Origin of the sequence: Enterobacter sp. SST3 (assembly GCF_000286655.1) — a bacterium.
Lineage (GTDB): Bacteria > Pseudomonadota > Gammaproteobacteria > Enterobacterales > Enterobacteriaceae > Enterobacter > Enterobacter roggenkampii.
In genome coordinates, this window is sequence record NZ_ALNS01000012.1 from 177410 (window position 1) to 199465 (window position 22056).

Sequence of the window (22056 nt, forward strand, 5' to 3'; positions counted from 1 at the left end):
GCCAGCCAGCGATAAAAATGCATAAACGGGTTGAGAGAACAGAATATCAATAAGTTACAACATGGAGTTATTCACTGTTAGTGCATAAAAAGTGAATATTTTTACGACAAGCGGCGCTTTGCCGCATGAAAATCAGAAAGAGTATGCACAGGCCAAATATAATTCTGGAATTGTGATCGCTCGCGAAATTTATCGGCCATTTACGCCCTCTTTGGGGGCGAAGCGCGTCAGAATGGTGCAAATATTGCACCACCGGCATTATCTGTTGCAGTTATTGGTCGAAGCCGGTAACAGTTGACGCAAATTCTGCTACCATCCTTGCACTATTCACCTTGCACTGGCAGCGACTATGAAATTTGTCTCTTTTAATATCAACGGCCTGCGTGCCCGCCCTCATCAGCTTGAAGCTATCGTTGAGCAACATCAGCCAGATGTGATCGGCCTGCAGGAGACAAAGGTTCACGACGACATGTTCCCCCTCGAAGAGGTGGCGAAACTCGGCTACAACGTCTTTTATCACGGCCAGAAAGGTCACTATGGCGTCGCGCTGCTCACCAAAGCGCCGCCGGTTTCCGTGCGTCGCGGCTTCCCGGGCGACGGTGAAGAAGCGCAGCGTCGCATTATCATGGCGGAAGTCCCTTCTGCGATCGGCAATATCACGGTCATCAACGGCTATTTCCCGCAGGGTGAGAGCCGTGACCATGAAACCAAATTCCCGGCGAAAGCGAAGTTTTATCAGGATCTACAGGACTACCTGACCACCGAACTCAAAAAAGAGAATCCGGTGCTGATCATGGGCGACATGAATATCAGCCCGACGGATCTCGATATCGGTATTGGCGAAGAGAACCGCAAACGCTGGCTGCGCACCGGCAAATGCTCCTTCCTCCCGGAAGAGCGTGAGTGGATGGAGCGCCTGCTGGGCTGGGGCCTGGTGGATACGTTCCGCAATGCCAACCCGGAAACGCAGGATCGCTTCTCCTGGTTTGACTACCGCTCCAAAGGCTTTGACGACAACCGCGGCCTGCGTATCGATCTGCTGCTGGCCAGTTCCCCGCTGGCCGAGCGCTGCATCGAAACCGGGATCGACTACGACATCCGCAGCATGGAAAAACCGTCTGACCACGCGCCGGTGTGGGCTAAATTCAAGCTGTAATGACGCGTGAACCTTTCAAAAACACTCTTCCTGTGCGCCCTTCTGGGCGCCTTTATTCTGGCGTTTATCATGCTTCCGCCGGGAACCCTCTCCCTGGAAGGGATTAAAACGCACCAGCAGGCATTACTCTCCTATGTCGACCACGCGCCGCTGCGCAGCGCGCTGATCTTCTTTGCGGTCTATGTGGCGGTCTCCGCCCTCTCGATCCCCGGCGCGGCGGTCCTGACCCTGCTGGGCGGGGCATTGTTTAGCCTGTGGGAAGGCACCGTGCTGGTCTCCTTTGCCTCCACGCTCGGGGCCACGCTGGCGATGCTCGCCAGCCGCTATTTTTTGCGCGACTGGGTGCAACGGCGGTTTGCCCGGCAGATGAGTACGGTGAATACCGGCATGGCGCGCGACGGCGCGGGCTATCTTTTTGCCCTGCGCCTGATGCCGCTGTTCCCGTTTTTCCTGGTGAATTTGCTGATGGGGCTGACCCGCATGGGAGTATTTCGCTACTGGTGGGTCAGCCAGCTCGCCATGCTGCCCGCCACGATTATCTTTCTGAACGCCGGGCGCGAGCTAGGAAAAGTGACCTCGCTGCGCGATATTTTGTCGCCGGGCATGGTATTCGCCTTTACACTACTGGGGGTATTGCCGTTGGTCACCCGCCGGCTGTTTTCCCGTTATCTCCCGTCTGCTAAAAAGTGAGGCATTATGCGCCGTGTGCGTTTTTGCGCGTTTCTGACCGGGCTGCTGCTGGCAGCCCCTCTGTATGCCGCCGACGGCTGGCAGGCCATTCAGCAACAGGCCAAAGGCCAGACCGTCTGGTTTAACGCCTGGGGCGGCGATCCGGCGGTCAACCGCTATCTGGAGTGGGTCAGCGGCGAGATGCAAACGCACTATGCCATTACCCTTAAAATTGTCCCGCTGGCGGATGCTGCCGACGCGGTAAAACGTATTCAGACCGAAGCCGCCGCGGGACGTAAGACCAACGGCTCCGTCGACCTGCTGTGGGTTAACGGCGAGAACTTCCGCACGCTGAAAGAGGCAAACCTGCTGCAGACCGGATGGGCGCAGACGTTGCCCAACTGGCGCTATGTTGATACCCGCAAACCGGTTACGGAGGATTTTGCTATCCCCACAGACGGCGCGGAATCGCCGTGGGGCGGCGCGCAGCTGACCTTTATCGCCCGCAAAGCCAGCATGCCGACGCCGCCTGTGGATCCTCAGGCGCTGCTGGCTTACGCGCAGCAGCATCCGGGCAAGATCAGCTATCCTCGCCCGCCCGATTTTACCGGCACGGCATTTCTTGAGCAGCTGCTGATGACGCTAACCGCTCACCCGGAGGCGCTGCAAAAGGCCCCCGATAGCACCTTTGCCGAGGTCACGGCCCCGCTCTGGGATTATCTGGACACGCTCCACCCGCTGCTGTGGCGCGAAGGGAAAGATTTTCCCCCTTCTCCTGCACGGATGGATGCCCTGCTTGCCAGCGGCAGCCTGTACCTGTCGCTGACCTTTAACCCGGCCCATGCGCAGCAGAAAGTGGCGAGCGGCGAACTGCCCGCCGACAGCTATAGCTTTGGTTTTCAGGGCGGGATGCTCGGCAACGTCCATTTTGTGGCGATTCCGGCCAACGCCAGCGCGAGCGCGGGGGCGAAAATGGTCGCCAATTTCCTGCTGTCGCCGCAGGCGCAGATCCGCAAAGCTGACCCGGCCATCTGGGGCGATCCGAGCGTGCTGGATGCGAAAACGCTGCCCGAAGAAGAAGCCAGACAGCTGCTGGCCCACACGCCTCAGGGGCTGCCGAAGGTGCTTGCCGAGCCGCAGTCCGCCTGGGTGAACGCGCTGGAGCAGGAATGGCTGCGTCGTTACGGCACCCGCTGAGCGGGCTCGTCTGGCTGGCGATGGCGGTGATTTATCTGCCGATCCTGCCCGCCGGCGCCATGCTGCTTGCCCCGGCGTTTTCGGTGACAAACTGGCAGCGGCTGCTGAACGATCCGCAGCTCCCGCAGGCGGCCGTCGCCACGCTGGTCTCAACGCTCATCGCCACGCTGGGGGCGTTGTTCATTGCCCTTCTCCTCGTCAGCCTTCTCTGGCCCGGAAAACGCTGGCGACGTCTCACAACCCGTCTGCCGTGGCTGCTGGCGATACCCCATGTGGCGTTCGCCACCGGCGCGCTACTGCTGTTTGCCGAGGGCGGACTGTTTTATCAGGTCTGCACCGTCTGTTCGCCGCCGTTTGACCGCTACGGCGCCGGGCTGGGGCTGACGCTCGCAGTCAAAGAGAGCGCGTTTGTCCTGTGGGCCATTTATGCCGTACTGCCGGAAAAACGGCTCGCGCAGCAGAAGATCGTCCTGCAGACGCTCGGCTACGGGCGTTTTCAGACGCTCAGCTGGCTGATCCTGCCAGCTATCGCGCCCGTCCTCGGAGCAGTCATGCTGGCGGTGCTGGCATGGTCGCTGTCGGTCGTGGACGTGGCGATCGTTCTCGGGCCCGGCAACCCGCCTACCCTGGCCGTGCAGGCCTGGCAGTGGTTAAGCCAGGGCGACGCGCAGCAGCAGGCAAAAGGGACGCTGCTGTGCCTGCTTCTCCTTCTGCTGCTGGCCGCGCTTGCCGCTCTGGGATACGGACTCTGGAAGGCATGGGTTCGCACACTTGCAGACCTCACCGGAACGCGTCCCCGGTCGCAGCGCGTCCTGCCTGAGCGGGCACTGAGCGGGTTTCTGCCCGCCTGCGGCGTCCTGTGCGCCGCGGTACTGCTGATGCTGGCGCAACGGGATGACGTTGGCCCGGTGGGAACCAGCCTTTCCTTCGGTCTGCTTTCAGCCCTGATTGCCCTGGTCGTCGGGTTACTCTGGCTGGAGTGGGGCCCGCAGCGCGGCACGCTGTGGGTATGGTTACCGCTCGCCCTTCCGGCCCTCCCGCTCGTCACCGGCCAGTATGCCATTGCGTTGCACCTGGGCATCGACGGGCACTACGCCGCCGTGCTCTGGAGCCACCTTCTGTGGGTATTGCCGTGGATGCTGCTGGTGCTGCAACCCGCCTGGCGCCGGATCGATTCCCGGCTTATCCTCACCGCCAGAACGCTCGGCTGGCGGCGGACAAAAATCTTTTTACTGTTGAAATGCCCGCTGCTGGTGCGCCCTGCGCTACTGGCCTTTGCCACCGGCTTTTCCGTCAGCATGGCGCAATACATGCCGACGCTGTGGCTGGGCGCGGGGCGTTTCGCCACGCTGACCACCGAAACCGTGGCGCTCAGCAGCGGGGGCAGCATCCCGATTCTCGCTAACCGGGCGCTGGGATTACTGCTGGTCACGGGTTCGGTGTTTGGTGCTGCTGCCCTGCTATCCCGGCTCGTGGGCCGCTACCGACAAGGGTTACGTTAATGCTGAAGGTAAAAAATCTCACCATCGAACCGCTTTTCCGCGAGGTCAGTTTTTGCGTGCCCCGCGGGGAGATCGTCACTCTGATGGGGCCGTCCGGCAGCGGAAAGTCGACCCTTTTTGCCTGGATGGTCGGCGCGCTGTCAGACGATTTCCAGGCGCGGGGCGAACTGTGGCTCGACGCGCGTCGCTGCGACGCGCTTCCCGTGGAGTCCCGCGGGCTGGGTATTCTCTTTCAGGACGCGCTGCTGTTCGACCAGTTCAGCGTCGGGCAAAACTTGCTGCTGGCGCTGCCCGAGCGCATCGCCGGGCGCGCGCGTCGGGAGGCGGTCGCGCAGGCGCTGGATTCCGCCGGGCTGAGCGGCCATTACGCCAGCGATCCGGCCACCCTCTCCGGCGGGGAGCGTGCCCGGGTCAGCCTGCTGCGGGCCCTGCTCGCGGAGCCGCAGGCGCTGCTGCTGGATGAACCGTTCAGCCGCCTCGATAAAGCGTTACGGGCCACGTTTCGGGCATGGGTATTTGACGCCGTCCGCGCGCGCAATATTCCGGCGGTGCTGGTCACGCACGATGAGGACGATATTCCACCCGGCGGCGAGCTGATTGAGATTTCTCGCTGGCAATAATGTGCTAACGCAATGTTTTCCGTTTCGGGAGAGACGACAATGCCCCCCTCTTTTACTGACGTCAGGTTATTCGATGAAACGTGTTTCTCAACTGACCGCGCTGGCCCTGCTCTGCGGCCTCGCTTCTTTTTCCTCGCTGGCGGCTGATATGCCCAACGCCATCACGCTGTCTCAGCTTCAGGCACAGCACGGCACGCCTGTCGACACACGCGCCAGCGCCTTCTATAACGGCTGGCCGCAGACGCTCAGCGGCCCCTCCGGGCATGAACCCGCCGCGCTCAACCTTGCTGCCGCCTGGCTCAGCGCCATGAGCGACGAGCAGATTGCGCTGTGGGCAAAACAGCATCAGCTTACCCCTGCGACGACCATCGCCCTGTACGGCGACGAGAACGATAACCAGGCGGTGAAAGCCCGCCTGGAGAAAGCCGGGTACCGCCACGTTTCGCTGCTCAGCGATGCTCTGCAGACGCCCGATCGCCTTCAGCGCCTGCCTCACTTTGAACAGCTGGTTTACCCGCAGTGGATCCACCGGCTCCAGCAGGGTAAACCCGTGGCTGCCGCACCGGCGGGCGACTGGAAAGTGATTGAGGCCGCCTGGGGTGCACCGAAGTTTTACCTGCTGAACCACATTCCCGGCGCGGGCTATATCGACACCAACGAGGTGGAAAGCGAACCGCTGTGGAATAAAGTCTCCGACGACAAGCTTAGAGCGATGCTGGCGAAGCACGGGATCCGTCACGACACCACCGTCATCTTGTATGGCCGCGACGTCTACGCCGCCGCGCGCGTTGCGCAGATTATGCTGTATGCGGGCGTGAAGGATGTGCGTATTCTCGACGGCGGCTGGAAGGCGTGGTCAGATGCAGGCCTGCCGGTTGAGCGCGGTACGCCCGGTAAAGTGACGCCCGCCCCCGATTTCGGCGCGCCGATCCCCGGTCAGCCGCAGCTGATGGTGGATATGGAACAGGCGCGCGGCATGCTGCACCGTCAGGATGCCTCTCTGGTCAGCATACGCTCGTGGCCGGAGTTCATCGGCGAAACCAGCGGCTACAGCTACATCAAGCCAAAAGGTGAAATTGCCGGTGCCCGCTGGGGTCACGCGGGCAGCGATGCCACCCACATGGAGGATTTCCATAACCCGGATGGCACCATGCGCAGCGCTGACGACATCGCCGCCCAGTGGAAGCGCTGGAATATTCTGCCGGAACAGCACGTCGCGTTTTACTGCGGCACCGGCTGGCGGGCGTCTGAAACCTTTATGTACGCCCGGGCGATGGGCTGGAAGAATATCGCCGTCTATGACGGCGGCTGGTACGAATGGAGCAGTCACCCGCAGAACCCGGTGACGACCGGTGAGCGCGGGCCTGAAAGCGCGCGCTAAGGGTTAAGTGACTTCAGCGTCACGTAGCCGCTCCAGATGCGCGTTGTGGTGGTCAGCCAGCACAGCGCGCCGAATACCCACGCGAAGAGCGTAAAGTGCGCAGGAAAAAGGCAGCACAGCGCAAACAGCACGATGGTCTCCGTCCCTTCCGTTAACCCGCCGATGTAATAAAACGACTTGTGCGCATAGCCGGGGTTGTCGATGTCGTGCTTCGCGGCCAGGGCCGCGAACGCCAGAAAACTGCTGCCGGTCCCGATAAACGCGAACAGCAGCCAGGCGGCTGCCAGCGCATTTTCCGCCGGTGCTGCCAGCGCAAAGCCAAACGGCACCAGGGCGTAGAACAGAAAGTCGAGCGCGATATCGAGAAATCCCCCCGCATCGCTCAGCCCTCTGCGGCGCGCCAGCGCCCCGTCCAGACCGTCCAGCAGGCGGTTAAGCACGATGGCGACCAGCGCCGCCGGATACCAGCCAAGGACCAGAAACGGCAGCGCCAGCACGCCGATGGCAAACCCGGCCAGGGTTAATCCGTCGGGCGTGATGCCCGGCCTGTCCAGCACGGAGACCAGACGATTCAGAGCCGGTTTTATCCGCGGGTGAAGATGGCGATCAAGCATGGGGCGTCTCGTTAAAGGTGGCGCATAGCCCCTGCGCCGGAATATCCAGCGCGGCGTTAAAGCGGGCAGAGAGATTCTGAAAGGCAATGAGCGCCGTCATCTCGGTGATGGCATCTTCCGTAAAGTGGCGCTTCAGCGCCGTTCTGATGGCCTCATCCGCCCGGGGCGGCGTGGCGGTCACCGCCTCGGCGTAGGCCAGCGCCGCGCGCTCCTGCTCCGTGAACAAGGCGGAATCCTGCCAGTCGCTCACGGCCTGCACCTTATCCAGCGCCCCGCAGCGCTCGGCTAGCCGCAGGCTGTTGGCATCAATACAGAAAGCGCAGTGGCAGAGCTGGGACACCCGCGTCATGAGCAGCGAACGCAGCACGGGTGACAGGCGCGCGCGACGACGCTCCAGAAAACCGACGAACAGCGCCACCAGCCAGAACAGACGCGGCATGCGCCCCCACCAGCGCGTGGGATTCAGCACGGCGCCAAAATGCTTTTTCTGCATCACGGTAATGGGTTTAAGGCTGGCGGGAAGGGATTCGATAGGGGCAACCCAGGCGGTAGTCTCTTTCACCTGATTCTCCTGATTACTGGACTCTGAGAAAGGGCACGATAATATGTCTTTTTTCGCTATCAATTATTGACGACCATGCTGAAAACACTCGATGTCGTTGCCGCCATCATCGAAAAAGACGACAAAATTTTACTGGCGCAGCGCCCTGCCCACGCCGACCAGCCGGGCATGTGGGAATTTGCAGGCGGCAAAGTCGAGGCGGGAGAAACCCAGCCCGAGGCGCTTATCCGCGAGCTGCGTGAAGAGTTGGGTATTGAAGCACGGCCTGCGCAATACGTGGCAAGCCACCAGCGCGAGGTCTCGCAGCGCTTAATCAACCTGCACGCCTGGCACGTTCCTGCGTTTAGCGGTGCGCTCACGGCGCACTACCACTGCGCGCTGGCATGGTGCACGCCGGAAGAGGCGTTTGGCTACGCCTTAGCCCCCGCGGATATTCCCCTGCTGGAGGCGTTTATTGTTTTACGCGACGCCAGACCAGCGGGTTCGTGCTGATGGCGCGCTCGTCGCGCTGGCACTGCAACAGCACGCCCTCCGCCTTCACGACGGCCCCTTCAGAATAGTTTTGATCCTGGTAGATGCAGCACTGGTTACACGGCTGCGCGCGCTGGCCGCTGGAGCTAAACACCTCCGGCGGCACGTTCACTTCTACATCCGGGCGAATGCGGTCAGCCTGCGCGCCTGCGGTAAAGATCGCACATAACGCGGTAAGTACATAACGGTTCATAGACACATCTTCCTGTTGTTCCCTTGATAATGACTATAACGGTAAACCGGCGCGGAACCTTTAATTTATCTCGTCATCGCTTTTGGTTATGACGCAGCACCTGTCATTAATTTCCCTTTCGTCCTGAATTTCTGCTTGCCACACAAAGCGGTACGGGTGGTATAGTCAAAAAAACAACACAAAACGCATAAGTCATATACAAACATTATTATAAGAGGTTCTTATATCTATGGATCAGACACGCTCTCTGGAAAGTTTCCTTGCCCATGTTCAGCAGCGCGACCCGCACCAAAGCGAGTTTGCCCAGGCCGTGCGTGAAGTGATGACCACCCTGTGGCCCTTCCTTGAACAAAACCCGCGCTATCGCCAGATGTCGTTGCTCGAACGCCTGGTCGAGCCAGAGCGCGTGATCCAGTTCCGCGTGACCTGGGTGGACGATCGCAATCAGGTGCAGGTCAACCGCGCGTGGCGCGTCCAGTTTAACTCCGCCATCGGCCCGTTTAAGGGCGGCATGCGTTTCCATCCGTCCGTGAACCTGTCGATTCTGAAATTCCTCGGCTTCGAGCAGACCTTTAAAAACGCACTGACCACGCTGCCCATGGGCGGCGGAAAAGGCGGCAGCGATTTCGACCCGAAAGGCAAAAGCGAAGGTGAAGTGATGCGTTTCTGCCAGGCGCTGATGACCGAACTCTACCGTCACCTCGGCCCGGACACCGACGTGCCTGCCGGTGATATCGGCGTGGGCGGACGTGAAGTGGGCTTTATGGCCGGGATGATGAAAAAGCTTTCCAACAACAGCGCCTGCGTCTTTACCGGCAAAGGGCTGTCGTTTGGCGGGAGCCTGATCCGCCCGGAAGCGACCGGATACGGCCTGGTTTACTTCACAGAGGCCATGCTCAAGCGTCACGGCTTAGGCTTCGAAGGCATGCGCGTAGCCGTTTCCGGCTCCGGTAACGTGGCGCAGTACGCGATTGAAAAAGCGATGCAGTTTGGCGCTCGCGTGGTGACCGCCTCTGACTCCAGCGGAACGGTGGTGGATGAAGCGGGCTTCACGGCAGAGAAGCTGGCGCGCCTGTGTGAAATCAAAGCCAGCCGCGATGGACGCGTAGCGGATTACGCCCGGGAGTTTGGCCTGACCTACCTCGAAGGTAAACAGCCGTGGGGCGTGCCGGTGGATATCGCCCTGCCGTGCGCCACGCAGAACGAGCTGGATGCTGAAGCCGCGCGCACGTTAATTAGCAACGGTGTAAAAGCGGTCGCCGAAGGGGCAAACATGCCGACCACCATCGACGCGACGGACCTGTTCCTGGAGGCAGGCGTGCTGTTTGCACCGGGCAAGGCCGCCAACGCGGGCGGCGTGGCAACCTCCGGCCTCGAAATGGCGCAAAACGCCGCGCGTCTCGGCTGGAAGGCGGAGAAAGTGGATGCGCGCCTGCACCATATCATGCTGGATATTCACCACGCCTGCGTGGAGTACGGCGGTGAAGCATCGCAAACCAACTACGTGCGTGGGGCGAATATCGCCGGGTTCGTGAAGGTGGCGGATGCGATGATTGGGCAGGGTGTGATTTAAAGTTTCGCGGGGTTCTCGCCCTGTAGGCCCGGTAAGGCGTAGCCGCCACCGGGCTTTTTTCAGGCCGCAGAGCTGTCTTTCGCCGGGTGGCGGCTTCGCCTGACCCGGCCTACGGGTTAAGAAGCGGCCGCGCTCTTTTTCTTTTTAAACGGTTTCTTCGCGCCACCACCGGGTGCAACCATCCCTCTGAACGTTTTCACGGGCGTGCTGCGCGCCTGATCGATCAGCTGGTAAAGCGTCCCCACCAGCGGCTGCATAAAGTCCTGATAGCGGCACTGCTTCTCGCTGATCTGCGTCAGCACCGATTCCCAGTGCGCGGTCATGTCCGGCCTGGCGGCCAGCTCCGGCAGGGAATGAATCAGCGCGCGGCCCGGCTCGGTCGAATGGATATAGCGCCCCTTTTTCTCAAGAAAACCGCGCTTAAAGAGCAGCTCGATAATCCCCGCGCGGGTTGCCTCCGTGCCCAGACCGTCGGTGGCGCGCAGGATTTTCTTCAGATCTTTATCCTGCACGAACCGGGCGATGCCGGTCATCGCGGAAAGCAGCGTCGCATCGGTAAAATGGCGCGGCGGCTGGGTCTGGCGCTCCACCACTTCCCCTTTCTCGCACAGCAGCTCGTCGTCTTTGGCGACCACTGGCAGCGGCGTACCGTCGTTCTCTTCGTCACGCTCTTTGTTGCCGAGCAGCGTGCGCCAGCCTGCTTCCGCGAGGAAACGGGCTTTGGCGATAAACTTCCCTTTTGCGATTTCCAGCTCGATCACGCATTTGCGGAACACCGCGTCCGGGCAGAACTGCATCAGGTACTGACGAGCGATCAGGTTGTAGACCTTCGCTTCGTTATCCGTCAGGTTGACGCTGCTGGCGCGCGCCGTCGGGATAATCGCGTGGTGGGCGTCCACCTTTTTATCATCCCAGCAGCGGTTATGGGTGTCCGGGTTCACCACCGGCTGCGGCAGTAGATCCGGCGCGTGCACGCTAATGGCGTTCATCACCGAATGACGACCGGCAAAATGCTCTTCCGGCAGGTAGCGGCTATCCGAACGCGGATAGGTGATCAGTTTATGGGTTTCATAGAGCTTCTGGCAGATGTCCAGCACGTTCTGCGCGCTGAGGCCGAAGCGCTTCGCGGCCTCAATCTGCAGGGCCGACAGCGAGAACGGCAGCGGCGCCGGTTCTGATTCCCGTTTATCGTTATAGCTGGTGACGATAGCGGGCTGTCCGGTAATGCGGTTAACCACATGATCCGCCAGCGGACGGTGCAGCAAACGCCCCTCTTCATCCTGATATGACTCGCAGGCATCGCTCGGCTGCCAGACGGCGGTAAAGCGTTCGTCTTTAGGCGTGACGATATGCGCTTTCACTTCAAAGAAATCTTTGGCGACGAAGTTCTCAATCTCTTCATCACGACGCACGACCAGCCCCAGCACCGGCGTCTGCACGCGCCCCACCGAGAGCACGCCCTGATAGCCCGCGTTGCGCCCGAGGATGGTGTAGGCGCGGGTCATGTTTATACCGTACAGCCAGTCCGCGCGCGCGCGGGCCAGCGCCGAGACGCACAGCGGAATAAATTCGCTGTTGGCGCGCAGGCGCGAGATCGCACGCTCCACCGCCTGCGGGTTGAGGTCGTTGATCAGGCAGCGCTGCACCTGCTGACGCTTTTCCGGTGCCAGTTCAAGATAGTCCAGCACCTCATCCACCAGCAGCTGTCCTTCCCTGTCCGGGTCACCCGCGTGCACGATTTCATCGGCTTCATGCAGGAAGCGCTTGATCACGTTGAGCTGTTTGGTCACCGAAGGTCGGGGCTGCAGGCGCCATTTTTCCGGCACGATGGGCAGATCGTTTAAATTCCAGCGGGCGTAGCGGCTGTCATAGACATCCGGCTGCGCCTGCTCAAGCAGGTGACCGATACACCAGGTGACCACCTGCCCGTTACCGCATTCGATAAAGCCGTCGCCTTTGCGATGCGGCTTGGGCAGCACATCAGCAATGGCACGGGCCAGGCTCGGCTTTTCGGCAATAAACAACCGCATCGAATTAACGGATCTCAATCATCGGTCGGCCACCGCGCGCGGTCACCAGCTCGCCGATCGCCGTCAGGGTAATGCCGAACTCGGCGGCCGTGGCCTGAACCTCGGCTTCGGATTCCGGCGTGACCGCCAGCAGCAGGCCGCCGGAGGTTTGCGGATCGCACAGCAGGTTGCGCCATTCTTCTGGCATTTCGCCCATCAGGTGACCATAGCTGGCGAAGTTACGCTGGGTACCGCCCGGGACCGCGCCCTGAGCAATGTACTCTTCCACGCCCGGCAGCTTCGGCACGTCCTGATACCAGACCTGCGCCTGCACGCCCGCGCCCTGACACACTTCGGAGAGGTGCCCCAGCAGACCAAAACCGGTCACGTCGGTCATCGCCTTCACGCCGTCGATATTGGCGAAAGCGGCACCCGCGAGGTTCATCTGGCACATGACTTCCGTTGCCAGCCCTTTGTGCTCCGGTTTGAGCAGGGATTTTTTCTCGGCGGTGGTCAGCACGCCAATGCCCAACGGCTTGGTGAGGAACAGCTTGCAGCCCGCCTGCGCGGTGCTGTTGCGCTTCACGCGCTCGGTCGGGACCACGCCGGTAACGGCCAGGCCGAAGATAGGCTCCGGCGCATCGATAGAGTGACCACCGGCCAGCGCAATCCCCGCCTGCTGGCAGGCGAAACGGCCGCCATCAATCACTTCACGGGCTACTTCCGGCGGGATGGTGTTGATCGGCCAGCCCAGAATAGCGATCGCCATAATCGGTTTGCCGCCCATGGCGAAGATATCGCTGATGGCGTTGGTGGCCGCAATACGCCCGAAATCGAACGGGTTGTCGACAATCGGCATAAAGAAGTCGGTGGTGCTGATAATGCTGGTGCCGTTACCCAGGTCATAAACCGCTGCATCGTCACGCGTTTCGTTGCCGACAAGCAGGTTCGGGTCAACAAACTTCGCCTGTTCGCTGTGCAGGATGGTCTCCAGCACTTTCGGGGAAATTTTACAACCGCAACCGGCTCCGTGGCTGTACTGCGTTAAACGAATGGTTTGCTCGCTCATGGACGTCTCCTGTCATCTCAATCGCGCTATGGTAGCGCTCATTCCATAAAGAGGTAAGTATGACTGTCTGAATTCTGCGGCAGATGCTCAGAATCCAGACAGTTTAGCGCGCGCTATCAGAAACGGCTGACGAAAGGCGTGGTGTCCGGCACGCTGATGGTGCTGGAGGCTTTAAGCTGCGGAGTACCGAGATAGAGGAAACCGACAATTTTGTCATGCTCACCGCAGGCAAAACCGTCCCGGACCGCCGGGCTTTCGGTCAGCGCACCGGTGCGCCAGATACCGTTAAAGCCTTGCGCGACGGCGGCCATCTGCATCGCCATCACCGCACAGCCCGCAGACATTTCCTGTTCCCAGACCGGGACTTTATGATCCGCCTGGCATTTTGCCACGACAGCGATGATCATCGGGGCGCGGAACGGGGCATTACGCGCCTTATCGATTCCTTTCTCATCCTGCCCTGCGGCCACCGCCCCCTGCTCCAGCAGTTTACTGAAACGATCGCGGCCTTCGCCTTCAATCACAAAGAAGTGCCACGGCTGCAGCGTGCCATGATCGGGGGCACGCATGCCGGCACGCAGAATGTTCTCCAGCTGCTCGCCTGCCGGGGCAGGTTCGGCCAGACGGGAAGCGCTACGGCGGTTAACAAGCAGTTCGAGTGCGTCCATTGGTTAACTCCTTTCTTGAAATTTACTCACAAAATTAACACGACGGCAGATTTTGTTACAGCCTGGCAGGCGATTCCTGCTGACAAGTGGCGGTTGGGTCATTACGATAACCCAACATTACCGTCCAGTGGCGACGGAAACAGTCATTTTCTGGTTAGGGAGAATACATGCGAACCCTTTGGCGAATTATTGCCGGTTTCTTTAAATGGACGTGGCGACTGCTCAACTTCGTCCGCAACCTGGTGATGAATATCTTCTTCATCCTGCTGGTTCTGGTTTGCGCGGGCATCTGGATGCATATCAGCAACGCAAATCAGGCGCAGCATTCGACTCGCGGGGCCCTGTTACTCGATATCACCGGCGTCATCGTTGATAAACCGTCAGCCAGCAACCGTCTGGGTGTGATCAGTCGCCAGCTGTTTGGCGCCACGTCCGACCGCCTGCAGGAAAACTCCCTGTTCGATATCGTCGATGCCATCCGTCAGGCGAAAGATGACCGCAACATCACCGGCATCGTGCTGGATCTGAAAGATTTTGCCGGCGGCGACCAGCCCTCTATGCAGTACATCGGTAAAGCGCTGCGCGAATTCCGCGACAGCGGCAAGCCGGTGATTGCCGTGGGCGACAGCTACAGCCAGGGGCAATATTATCTGGCGAGCTTCGCCAATAAAATCTGGCTCTCCCCGCAGGGTACGGTCGATCTGCACGGCTTTGCCACCAACGGCCTGTACTACAAATCGCTGCTCGACAAGCTGAAGGTTACCACCCACGTCTTCCGCGTCGGCACGTACAAATCCGCCGTGGAGCCGTTTATCCGCGACGATATGTCACCTGCCGCCCGCGAAGCGGACAGCCGCTGGATTGGCGAGCTGTGGCAGAACTATCTCGGCACCGTTGCCGCGAACCGTCAGATTACGCCTGAGCAGGTGTTCCCTGGCGCGCAGGGCGTGCTCGAAGGCCTGCGTAAGGTTGACGGCGATACCGCGAAATACGCGCTCGATAACAAACTGGTTGATGCCCTGGGCACCAGCGCCGAGATTGAAAAATCCCTGAGCAAACAGTTTGGCTGGAGCAAAGAGGACAAAAATTACAGCGCCATCAGCATGTATGATTACTCGACGAAGAAACCGGATGAGAACGGTGACAGCGTCGCGGTGGTCTTTGCTAACGGTGCGATCATGGACGGTCAGGAGACCCCGGGGAACGTGGGCGGCGATACCACGGCGTCACAGATCCGCGATGCGCGCCTCGATCCGAAAGTGAAGGCGATTGTCCTGCGGGTCAACAGCCCTGGCGGTAGCGTCAGCGCCTCCGAAGTGATCCGCGCTGAACTGGCCGCGGCCCGCGCCGCCGGTAAGCCTGTCGTCGTCTCAATGGGCGGAATGGCCGCCTCCGGGGGGTACTGGATCTCCACGCCAGCCAACTACATCGTGGCGAACCCAAGCACGCTCACCGGCTCGATTGGCATCTTCGGGGTGATCAACACCGTAGAAAACAGCCTGGATTCTCTGGGCGTGCATACTGACGGCGTAGCGACTTCTCCGCTCGCGGATGTCGCGGTGACCAAATCCCTGCCGCCGGAAGTCTCTGAGATGATGCAGCTCAGCATTGAAAACGGCTATAAACGCTTTATCACCCTGGTCGCCGACTCGCGCAAAAAGACGCCTGAGCAGATCGACCAGATTGCGCAGGGCCACGTCTGGACCGGTCAGGATGCGAAGAGCAACGGACTGGTGGACAGCCTGGGCGACTTCGATGACGCGGTGAAGAAAGCCGCCGAACTGGCGAAGCTGAAGCAGTGGCATATCGAGTATTACCAGGACGAACCGTCGTTCTTCGATATGGTCATGGACAGCATGTCCGGCTCGGTACGCGCCATGCTGCCGGAGGCGCTGCAGGCTTATCTGCCTGCGCCGGTCGCCACGGCGGCAAAAGCGATGAAGGCAGAAAGCGATAAGCTTGCGGCCTTTAACGATCCACAGAGTCGTTACGCGTTTTGCCTGACCTGCGCGAACGTCCGTTAAAAACCGTCCCCTCTTCCTACGAAGAGGGGATTTTTTTCTTTTGAAGAACAAGAACTCACTACCATGCAGAAGAAATCGATTTATGTAGCCTACACTGGCGGTACCATCGGTATGCAGCGCTCTGAAAACGGCTATATCCCCGTCTCCGGCCACCTGCAGCGTCAGCTTGCGCTGATGCCCGAATTTCACCGTCCGGAAATGCCTGACTTCACCATCCACGAATACGAGCCGCTGATGGACTCCTCCGACATGACGCCGGAAGACTGGCAGCACATCGCGGATGACATTAAAGCCCATTACGACCAGTACGACGGCTTCGTGATCCTGCACGGTACCGACACCATGGCGTTTACCGCCTCGGCGCTCTCCTTCATGCTGGAGAACCTGAGCAAGCCGGTTATCGTCACCGGATCGCAAATTCCGCTGGCGGAGCTGCGCTCTGACGGGCAGATCAACCTGCTGAACTCCCTGTACGTGGCGGCGAATTACCCGATTAACGAAGTGTCGTTGTTCTTTAACAACCGTCTGTATCGCGGGAACCGCACCACCAAAGCCCACGCTGACGGCTTTGACGCCTTTGCCTCACCCAACCTGCAGCCGCTGCTGGAGGCCGGGATTCATATCCGTCGTCTGGGAACCCCTCCTGCGCCGAACACCGCGGGCGAGCTGATTGTGCATCCGATTACTCCGCAACCGATTGGCGTGGTGACCATTTATCCGGGTATCTCTGCGGACGTGGTGCGTAACTTCCTGCGCCAGCCGGTGAAAGCGCTTATCCTGCGCTCCTATGGCGTGGGCAATGCGCCGCAAAACGGCGAGTTTCTGAAAGAGCTTCAGGAAGCCAGCGAGCGCGGAATTGTGGTGGTGAACCTGACCCAGTGTATGTCCGGTAAAGTGAATATGGGCGGCTATGCCACCGGCAACGCGCTGGCGCATGCGGGCGTGATCAGCGGTTTCGATATGACCGTTGAGGCAACGCTGACTAAACTTCACTATTTACTGAGTCAGGATCTGGACATTCAGTCCATTCGCAGCGCGATGATGCAAAACCTGCGCGGTGAACTGACACCTGACGAATAAGGAGGTCTCATGAAGCAACGCGCCCTGCTCCTGGTCGATTTGCAAAATGATTTCTGCGCGGGCGGTGCGCTGGCCGTCGCCGAAGGTGACAGCACCGTTGACGTAGCCAACACGCTGATTGACTGGTGCAAAGCCCGTGGTGAAGCAGTTGTCGCAAGCCAGGACTGGCACCCGGCAAATCACGGCAGCTTTGCCAGCCAGCACAATGTCGAGCCCTTCACCCACGGTGAACTCGACGGGCTGGCGCAAACTTTTTGGCCGGATCATTGCGTACAGCAAACGGAAGGCGCGGAGTTACATCCGCTCCTGAACCAGAAAGCCATCGACGCGGTGTTCCATAAAGGTGAAAACCCGGCTATCGACAGCTATAGCGCGTTTTTTGATAACGGGCATCGCCAGAAAACGGCGCTGGACGCCTGGTTACGTCACCATGAAATCACCGAGCTGATTGTACTGGGGCTGGCAACGGACTACTGCGTGAAGTTCACCGTGCTGGATGCGCTTCAGCTTGGCTACACCGTCAGCGTCATCACCGACGGCTGCCGCGGGGTGAACATTCACCCGCAGGACAGCGCTCAGGCGTTTATGGATATGGCTGCGGAAGGCGCGACGCTGTATACGCTCGAAGACTGGCTGGAAACGCAGGCGTAGTCTTTTAAGCCGGGTGGCGGCTGCGCCTTACCCGGCCGACTTCTTTGGTTTTGTAGGCCGGGTAAGCGTCAGCGCCACCCGGCAAAACTCCCCCTCCGATCCCCATAAAGTGAACTCCCTCGCAACCTCACCGAAGCGGCAATGCTATTCTCTTCAGGCTGTTTTTTCGCCACGCCTTTTCCGTGGCGTGGTTAATTTTATTAAGTCAAAGAGGAACTTGTATGAAACGTTTGCCCTTGCTGGCAGCCTTACCCTTGCTTTGCGCGTCAGTTGCCTCCGCCAGTTCCCTGATGTCCGTGGGCTACTTTAACGGGGGTGGCGACGTCACCGCTGGACCGGGTGGCGATATCAATAAGCTGGACGTTCGCCAGATCACCCACCTGAACTACTCGTTTGGTCTGGTCTATAACGACGAAAAAGACGAAACCAACGCCGCGCTGAAAGATCCGGCGAAGCTGCATCAAATCTGGCTATCACCAAAAGTGGCGTCCGACCTGGCCTTGATCCCCACCCTGCGTAAGCAAAACCCAAATCTTAAGGTCCTGCTCTCCGTCGGCCGCTGGGGCGCCCGTGGCTTCTCTGGCGCAGCGGCAACCCAAGAGAGTCGCGCGGTGTTCATCCGCTCCGCGCAGGAGATTGTTGAAAAATATGGTCTGGACGGGATCGACCTCGACTGGGAGTATCCGGTCAACGGTGCCTGGGGCCTGGTGGCAAGCCAGCCCGCCGACAGGGATAACTTTACCGCCCTGCTGAAGGAGATGCGCGACGCGTTCGGGCATAAAAAGCTGGTGACCATTGCGGTAGGCGCGAATGCGGAAAGTCCGAAAAGCTGGGTGGATGTGAAAGCCATTGCCCCCCTGCTCGATTACATCAACCTGATGACCTACGACATGGCGTACGGCACGCAGTATTTCAATGCCAACCTGTACGACTCCAGCGCCTGGCCGACGGTGGCCGCCGCGGACAAATACAGCGTCGATTTTGTGGTGAACAACTATCTGGCCGCCGGGCTGAAGCCGCAGCAGATGAATCTCGGGATTGGTTTCTATGGCCGCGTACCAAAACGCGCCGTGGAGCCGGGCATTGACTGGACGAAACCCGATGCGCAAAAAAATCCGGCCACTCAGCCCTACTTCGGGCCGCAGGAGATCGGGTTGTTCAAGTCGCTCGGCTACGACCTGACCAAAGATACCTACGTGAAGTACAACGATATCGTCAAAAAGCTGCTGAACGATCCGCAGAAACGCTTTACCGAGCACTGGGACGACCAGGCGAAAGTGCCGTGGCTTTCGGTGAAGGGTGCCGATGGCAACGCGCTGTTTGCGATTTCGTATGAGAACCCGCGATCCGTGGCGATCAAAGCGGACTACATCAAAGAGAAAGGTCTCGCCGGGGCGATGTTCTGGGAGTACGGCGCGGATGATGAAAACCAGTTAGCGAAGCAGCTGGCGGCGTCGCTCGGGATCCCGCACTAAAGTGTAGCGTGCCGGGTGGCGCTAGCGCTTACCCGGCCTACAGGGAGAGCCTTATTTGAAAGTCGCAATCGGCTTCGGCGTGATACCGAAGTCCTCTTTCAGCTCACGCTTGCTCTTCATCACCATTTGACCATGGGTGTCGATCGTCATGTGCTGCGCGTCGGTGTTGTTGCGCGCCTGCCACAGCATAACCAGCTGCAGGCTGTTCTCTTTTTGCTCCGTGGTCAGCGCGACGCCATCGGGCCATTTTCCCAGCTCTACGGCGGTGACCAGACGCTGATAAATCTCCGGCGTCATACCGCTAATCATGTCTTCAATATTCACAATCCCGCCCTTTCGAAGGAATAATTTGCTGAATCGTTTTTTCAACCCTTGATCTGGTCGCCGTTTTCGTCGTCAGTGAAGCTCATTGAGGCTGAATTCACGCAGAAACGCTCGCCCGTTGGCTGAGGGCCATCCGGGAAGACGTGTCCAAGGTGCGCATCGCAGTTGCCGCAGCGAATTTCGGTGCGCACCATACCGTGCGACGAGTCGGTCAGATAGCGGATAGCCTCATCGCTCACCGGCTCGTAAAAGCTCGGCCAGCCGCAGCCCGAATCAAATTTCGTTTGGGAATTGAACAGCGGAGCATCACAGACCAGGCAGTGGTAGACGCCGTCTCGCTTGTTGTGCAGTAAACGCCCGGTGAACGGCGGTTCCGTCCCGTGGTTCTGCGTCACGTAAAACTGCATTTCTGTGAGGTTTTTTTTCAAATCGTCGGGGTTACGTTGGTTCGACATATGCTTACATCTCGCTGTAGAAACAGACATCTTTTACCCCGCATTCTAACAAAACATTAACACCCTTGCGTGCACTTTTGATCTAAACTTATGTGTCGCGAAAAGGCGGTCAGGCAATTGTGATCATATTCACATTTTTATCCTGCGAGGACTTTAAAATTCCGGGCGCAGCCCCCATGTGGTTGCAAGCTCAAAGGGAAAGTGAGGCGAGTCAGTCGCACAAACGTTAGTCACAGGATTGATTTGTCGCAATGATTGACACGATTCCGCTTGACGCTGCGTAAGGTTTTTGTAATTTTACAGGCAACCTTTTATTCACTAACAAATAGCTGGTGGAATATATGACTATCAAAGTAGGTATCAACGGTTTTGGCCGTATCGGCCGTATTGTTTTCCGTGCTGCTCAGAAACGTTCTGACATCGAAATCGTTGGTATCAACGATCTCCTGGACGCTGAATACATGGCGTACATGCTGAAGTACGACTCAACTCACGGTCGTTTCGACGGCACCGTTGAAGTGAAAGACGGCCACCTGGTTGTAAATGGCAAAACCATCCGCGTTACTGCTGAGAAAGACCCAGCTAACCTGAAATGGAACGAAATTGGTGTTGACGTTGTTGCTGAAGCAACCGGTATCTTCCTGACCGACGAAACTGCACGTAAACACATCACTGCGGGTGCGAAGAAAGTTGTTCTGACGGGTCCTTCCAAAGACAACACCCCAATGTTCGTTCGTGGTGCAAACTTCGAAACTTACGCTGGCCAGGACATCGTTTCCAACGCATCCTGCACCACCAACTGCCTGGCACCGCTGGCTAAAGTTATCAACGACAACTTCGGCATCATCGAAGGTCTGATGACTACCGTTCACGCAACCACCGCTACTCAGAAAACCGTTGATGGCCCGTCTCACAAAGACTGGCGCGGCGGCCGTGGCGCGGCTCAGAACATCATCCCATCCTCTACCGGTGCGGCTAAAGCTGTAGGTAAAGTACTGCCAGAACTGAATGGCAAACTGACTGGTATGGCGTTCCGCGTTCCAACTCCTAACGTATCCGTTGTTGACCTGACCGTTCGTCTGGAAAAAGCTGCTTCTTATGAAGAAATTAAGAAAGCAATCAAAGCTGCTTCCGAAGGCCCAATGAAAGGCGTTCTGGGTTATACCGAAGACGACGTTGTATCTACCGATTTCAACGGCGAAGTGTGCACTTCTGTGTTCGATGCTAAAGCAGGTATCGCACTGAACGACAACTTCGTTAAACTGGTATCCTGGTACGACAACGAAACCGGCTACTCTAACAAAGTACTGGACCTGATCGCTCACATCTCCAAATAAGTTGAGATGAGTGTTTGATCCAAAAAGGCGACTTCGGTCGCCTTTTTTATTTATAAGACAGAGGATTGCTTAATGATTAATAAAATTTTTGCACTTCCGGTAGTCGAACAACTTACCCCTGTGCTCTCCCGCCGCCAGATTGACGGTGCTGACGTTATCGTCGTTGACCATCCACGCGTTAAGGCCTCCGTGGCGCTGAACGGCGCCCACCTGCTCTCCTGGAAGCCGGAAGGTGAAGTTGAGGGACTGTGGCTCAGTGATGCGACCTCCTTCAAAAAAGGGGCTGCAATCCGTGGTGGCGTACCGATCTGCTGGCCGTGGTTCGGCCCGTCCGCACAGCCGGGTTTGCCTTCTCACGGTTTTGCCCGTAACCAGCAGTGGACCCTTAAAGCGCATAACGAAGACGACAACGGCGCCGTGCTGACCTTTGAGCTGCAGGCAAATGACGAAACCCGCGCTCTGTGGCCGCACGATTTCACCCTGTACGCCCGCTTTAAGCTGGGTAAAACCTGTGAAATCGAACTGGAAGCCCATGGCGAGTTCGAAACCACCTCCGCCCTGCACACCTATTTCAACGTGGGTGACATCAGCGCTGTGAAGGTGAGCGGTCTTGGCGATACCTTTATCGATAAAGTCGACAACGCGAAAGAAGGCAAACTCAGCGACGGCGTTCAGGCGTTTCCTGACCGTACCGACCGCGTCTATCTGCATCCGGAAGCATGCAGCATGATCCACGACGGTGCCCTGAACCGCGGCATTGAGGTAGTACATCACCATCACAGCAACGTGGTGGGCTGGAACCCGGGCCCTGCACTGTCTGTCAGCATGGCCGACGTGCCTGACGACGGTTATAAAACGTTTGTCTGCGTGGAAACGGCCTGCGTGACTGCCCCGCAGAAAGCGAGTGAAGAAAAGCCATCTCGTTTAGGTCAGACGATCCGCATTATTAAGCGATAATCTCGCTGC

The 22056-nt window shown here is 58.8% G+C and carries 22 protein-coding genes; 14 read left to right on the forward strand and 8 right to left on the reverse strand.

Annotated elements, in window-relative coordinates:
* The first annotated feature begins 349 nt into the window (after positions 1-349).
* The 6 genes from xthA to B498_RS14365 all read left to right on the forward strand — a co-directional run bounded on the left by xthA (position 350) and on the right by B498_RS14365 (position 6525).
* Complete coding sequence (gene xthA / locus B498_RS14390; protein WP_008500688.1) at positions 350-1156, forward strand: exodeoxyribonuclease III; 807 nt, start codon at positions 350-352, stop codon at positions 1154-1156.
* Between the two features lie 6 nt (positions 1157-1162).
* A complete protein-coding gene (locus tag B498_RS14385) occupies positions 1163-1846 on the forward strand; it encodes a TVP38/TMEM64 family protein (RefSeq protein ID WP_008500689.1) in 684 nt (227 codons plus the stop codon).
* Between the two features lie 15 nt (positions 1847-1861).
* On the forward strand, positions 1862-3022 hold the full coding sequence (locus B498_RS14380) for an ABC transporter substrate-binding protein (protein ID WP_050547795.1): 1161 nt from the start codon (positions 1862-1864) through the stop codon (positions 3020-3022).
* Positions 2995-4524, forward strand: a complete 1530-nt coding sequence (locus tag B498_RS14375) for a thiamine ABC transporter permease (protein ID WP_008500692.1) — start codon at positions 2995-2997, stop codon at positions 4522-4524. Before B498_RS14380 ends, B498_RS14375 begins: the two co-directional genes overlap by 28 nt.
* Positions 4524-5144 (forward strand): ATP-binding cassette domain-containing protein, encoded by a 621-nt coding sequence (locus B498_RS14370; RefSeq protein ID WP_008500693.1) that lies wholly within the window; start codon positions 4524-4526, stop codon positions 5142-5144. The genes B498_RS14375 and B498_RS14370 overlap by 1 nt, the downstream gene beginning before the upstream one ends.
* A gap of 73 nt (positions 5145-5217) precedes the next feature.
* The gene (locus tag B498_RS14365; protein ID WP_008500694.1) at positions 5218-6525 is read left to right on the forward strand and encodes a sulfurtransferase; all 1308 of its coding nucleotides are present in this window, start codon (positions 5218-5220) and stop codon (positions 6523-6525) included.
* On the opposite strand, the gene B498_RS14360 is transcribed toward B498_RS14365, so the two are convergent.
* Together B498_RS14360 and B498_RS14355 are read right to left on the reverse strand one after the other, a co-directional pair.
* Positions 6522-7139, reverse strand: a complete 618-nt coding sequence (locus B498_RS14360; protein ID WP_008500695.1) for a CDP-alcohol phosphatidyltransferase family protein — start codon at positions 7137-7139, stop codon at positions 6522-6524. The two genes, B498_RS14365 and B498_RS14360, sit on opposite strands and share 4 nt — an antisense overlap.
* Positions 7132-7701, reverse strand: coding sequence for a carboxymuconolactone decarboxylase family protein (locus B498_RS14355; RefSeq protein ID WP_008500696.1), 570 nt, complete (start codon positions 7699-7701; stop codon positions 7132-7134). Before B498_RS14355 ends, B498_RS14360 begins: the two co-directional genes overlap by 8 nt.
* 75 nt (positions 7702-7776) lie before the next feature.
* On the opposite strand from B498_RS14355, the gene B498_RS14350 reads away from it, so the two are divergent.
* Positions 7777-8193 carry a pyrimidine (deoxy)nucleoside triphosphate diphosphatase gene (locus B498_RS14350; protein WP_008500697.1) on the forward strand — a complete coding sequence of 139 codons (417 nt, stop codon included), beginning with the start codon at positions 7777-7779 and terminating at the stop codon, positions 8191-8193.
* Here B498_RS14350 and B498_RS14345 read toward each other — a convergent pair.
* Positions 8153-8425, reverse strand: coding sequence for a YnjH family protein (locus B498_RS14345; RefSeq protein ID WP_008500699.1), 273 nt, complete (start codon positions 8423-8425; stop codon positions 8153-8155). The two genes, B498_RS14350 and B498_RS14345, sit on opposite strands and share 41 nt — an antisense overlap.
* Positions 8426-8654: 229 nt before the next feature.
* On the opposite strand from B498_RS14345, the gene gdhA reads away from it, so the two are divergent.
* Positions 8655-9998 carry an NADP-specific glutamate dehydrogenase gene (gdhA, locus tag B498_RS14340; protein ID WP_008500700.1) on the forward strand — a complete coding sequence of 448 codons (1344 nt, stop codon included), beginning with the start codon at positions 8655-8657 and terminating at the stop codon, positions 9996-9998.
* A 116-nt stretch (positions 9999-10114) separates the two neighbouring features.
* Here the strand turns inward: gdhA and B498_RS14335 are convergent, their stop codons facing one another.
* From B498_RS14335 to B498_RS14325, 3 genes are all read right to left on the reverse strand, one after another.
* A complete protein-coding gene (locus B498_RS14335) occupies positions 10115-12028 on the reverse strand; it encodes a DNA topoisomerase III (RefSeq protein WP_008500701.1) in 1914 nt (637 codons plus the stop codon).
* A gap of 4 nt (positions 12029-12032) precedes the next feature.
* Entirely contained in the window at positions 12033-13076 is a 1044-nt protein-coding gene (selD, locus tag B498_RS14330; RefSeq protein ID WP_008500702.1) for a selenide, water dikinase SelD, read from the reverse strand.
* 116 nt (positions 13077-13192) lie between these two features.
* A complete protein-coding gene (locus B498_RS14325; protein WP_008500703.1) occupies positions 13193-13744 on the reverse strand; it encodes an NAD(P)H nitroreductase in 552 nt (183 codons plus the stop codon).
* Between the two features lie 167 nt (positions 13745-13911).
* Here B498_RS14325 and sppA point away from each other — a divergent pair, with 167 nt between their 5' ends.
* From sppA to B498_RS14305, 4 genes are all read left to right on the forward strand, one after another.
* Entirely contained in the window at positions 13912-15768 is a 1857-nt protein-coding gene (sppA, locus tag B498_RS14320) for a signal peptide peptidase SppA (RefSeq protein WP_008500704.1), read from the forward strand.
* A gap of 63 nt (positions 15769-15831) precedes the next feature.
* Complete coding sequence (gene ansA, locus B498_RS14315; protein WP_008500705.1) at positions 15832-16848, forward strand: asparaginase; 1017 nt, start codon at positions 15832-15834, stop codon at positions 16846-16848.
* Between the two features lie 9 nt (positions 16849-16857).
* Positions 16858-17499: a bifunctional nicotinamidase/pyrazinamidase gene (pncA, locus tag B498_RS14310; protein WP_008500706.1), complete on the forward strand. Its 642-nt coding sequence runs from the start codon at positions 16858-16860 to the stop codon at positions 17497-17499.
* A gap of 221 nt (positions 17500-17720) precedes the next feature.
* Positions 17721-18974: a glycoside hydrolase family 18 protein gene (locus tag B498_RS14305; protein WP_008500707.1), complete on the forward strand. Its 1254-nt coding sequence runs from the start codon at positions 17721-17723 to the stop codon at positions 18972-18974.
* A 51-nt stretch (positions 18975-19025) separates the two neighbouring features.
* On the opposite strand, the gene B498_RS14300 is transcribed toward B498_RS14305, so the two are convergent.
* A complete protein-coding gene (locus tag B498_RS14300) occupies positions 19026-19298 on the reverse strand; it encodes a YeaC family protein (RefSeq protein WP_008500708.1) in 273 nt (90 codons plus the stop codon).
* A 41-nt stretch (positions 19299-19339) separates the two neighbouring features.
* Positions 19340-19753, reverse strand: a complete 414-nt coding sequence (msrB, locus tag B498_RS14295; protein WP_008500710.1) for a peptide-methionine (R)-S-oxide reductase MsrB — start codon at positions 19751-19753, stop codon at positions 19340-19342.
* A 341-nt stretch (positions 19754-20094) separates the two neighbouring features.
* On the opposite strand from msrB, the gene gapA reads away from it, so the two are divergent.
* Positions 20095-21090 carry a glyceraldehyde-3-phosphate dehydrogenase gene (gapA, locus tag B498_RS14290; RefSeq protein WP_006809136.1) on the forward strand — a complete coding sequence of 332 codons (996 nt, stop codon included), beginning with the start codon at positions 20095-20097 and terminating at the stop codon, positions 21088-21090.
* Positions 21091-21162: 72 nt separating this feature from the next.
* On the forward strand, positions 21163-22047 hold the full coding sequence (locus B498_RS14285; RefSeq protein WP_008500711.1) for a D-hexose-6-phosphate mutarotase: 885 nt from the start codon (positions 21163-21165) through the stop codon (positions 22045-22047).
* Positions 22048-22056 lie beyond the last annotated feature (9 nt).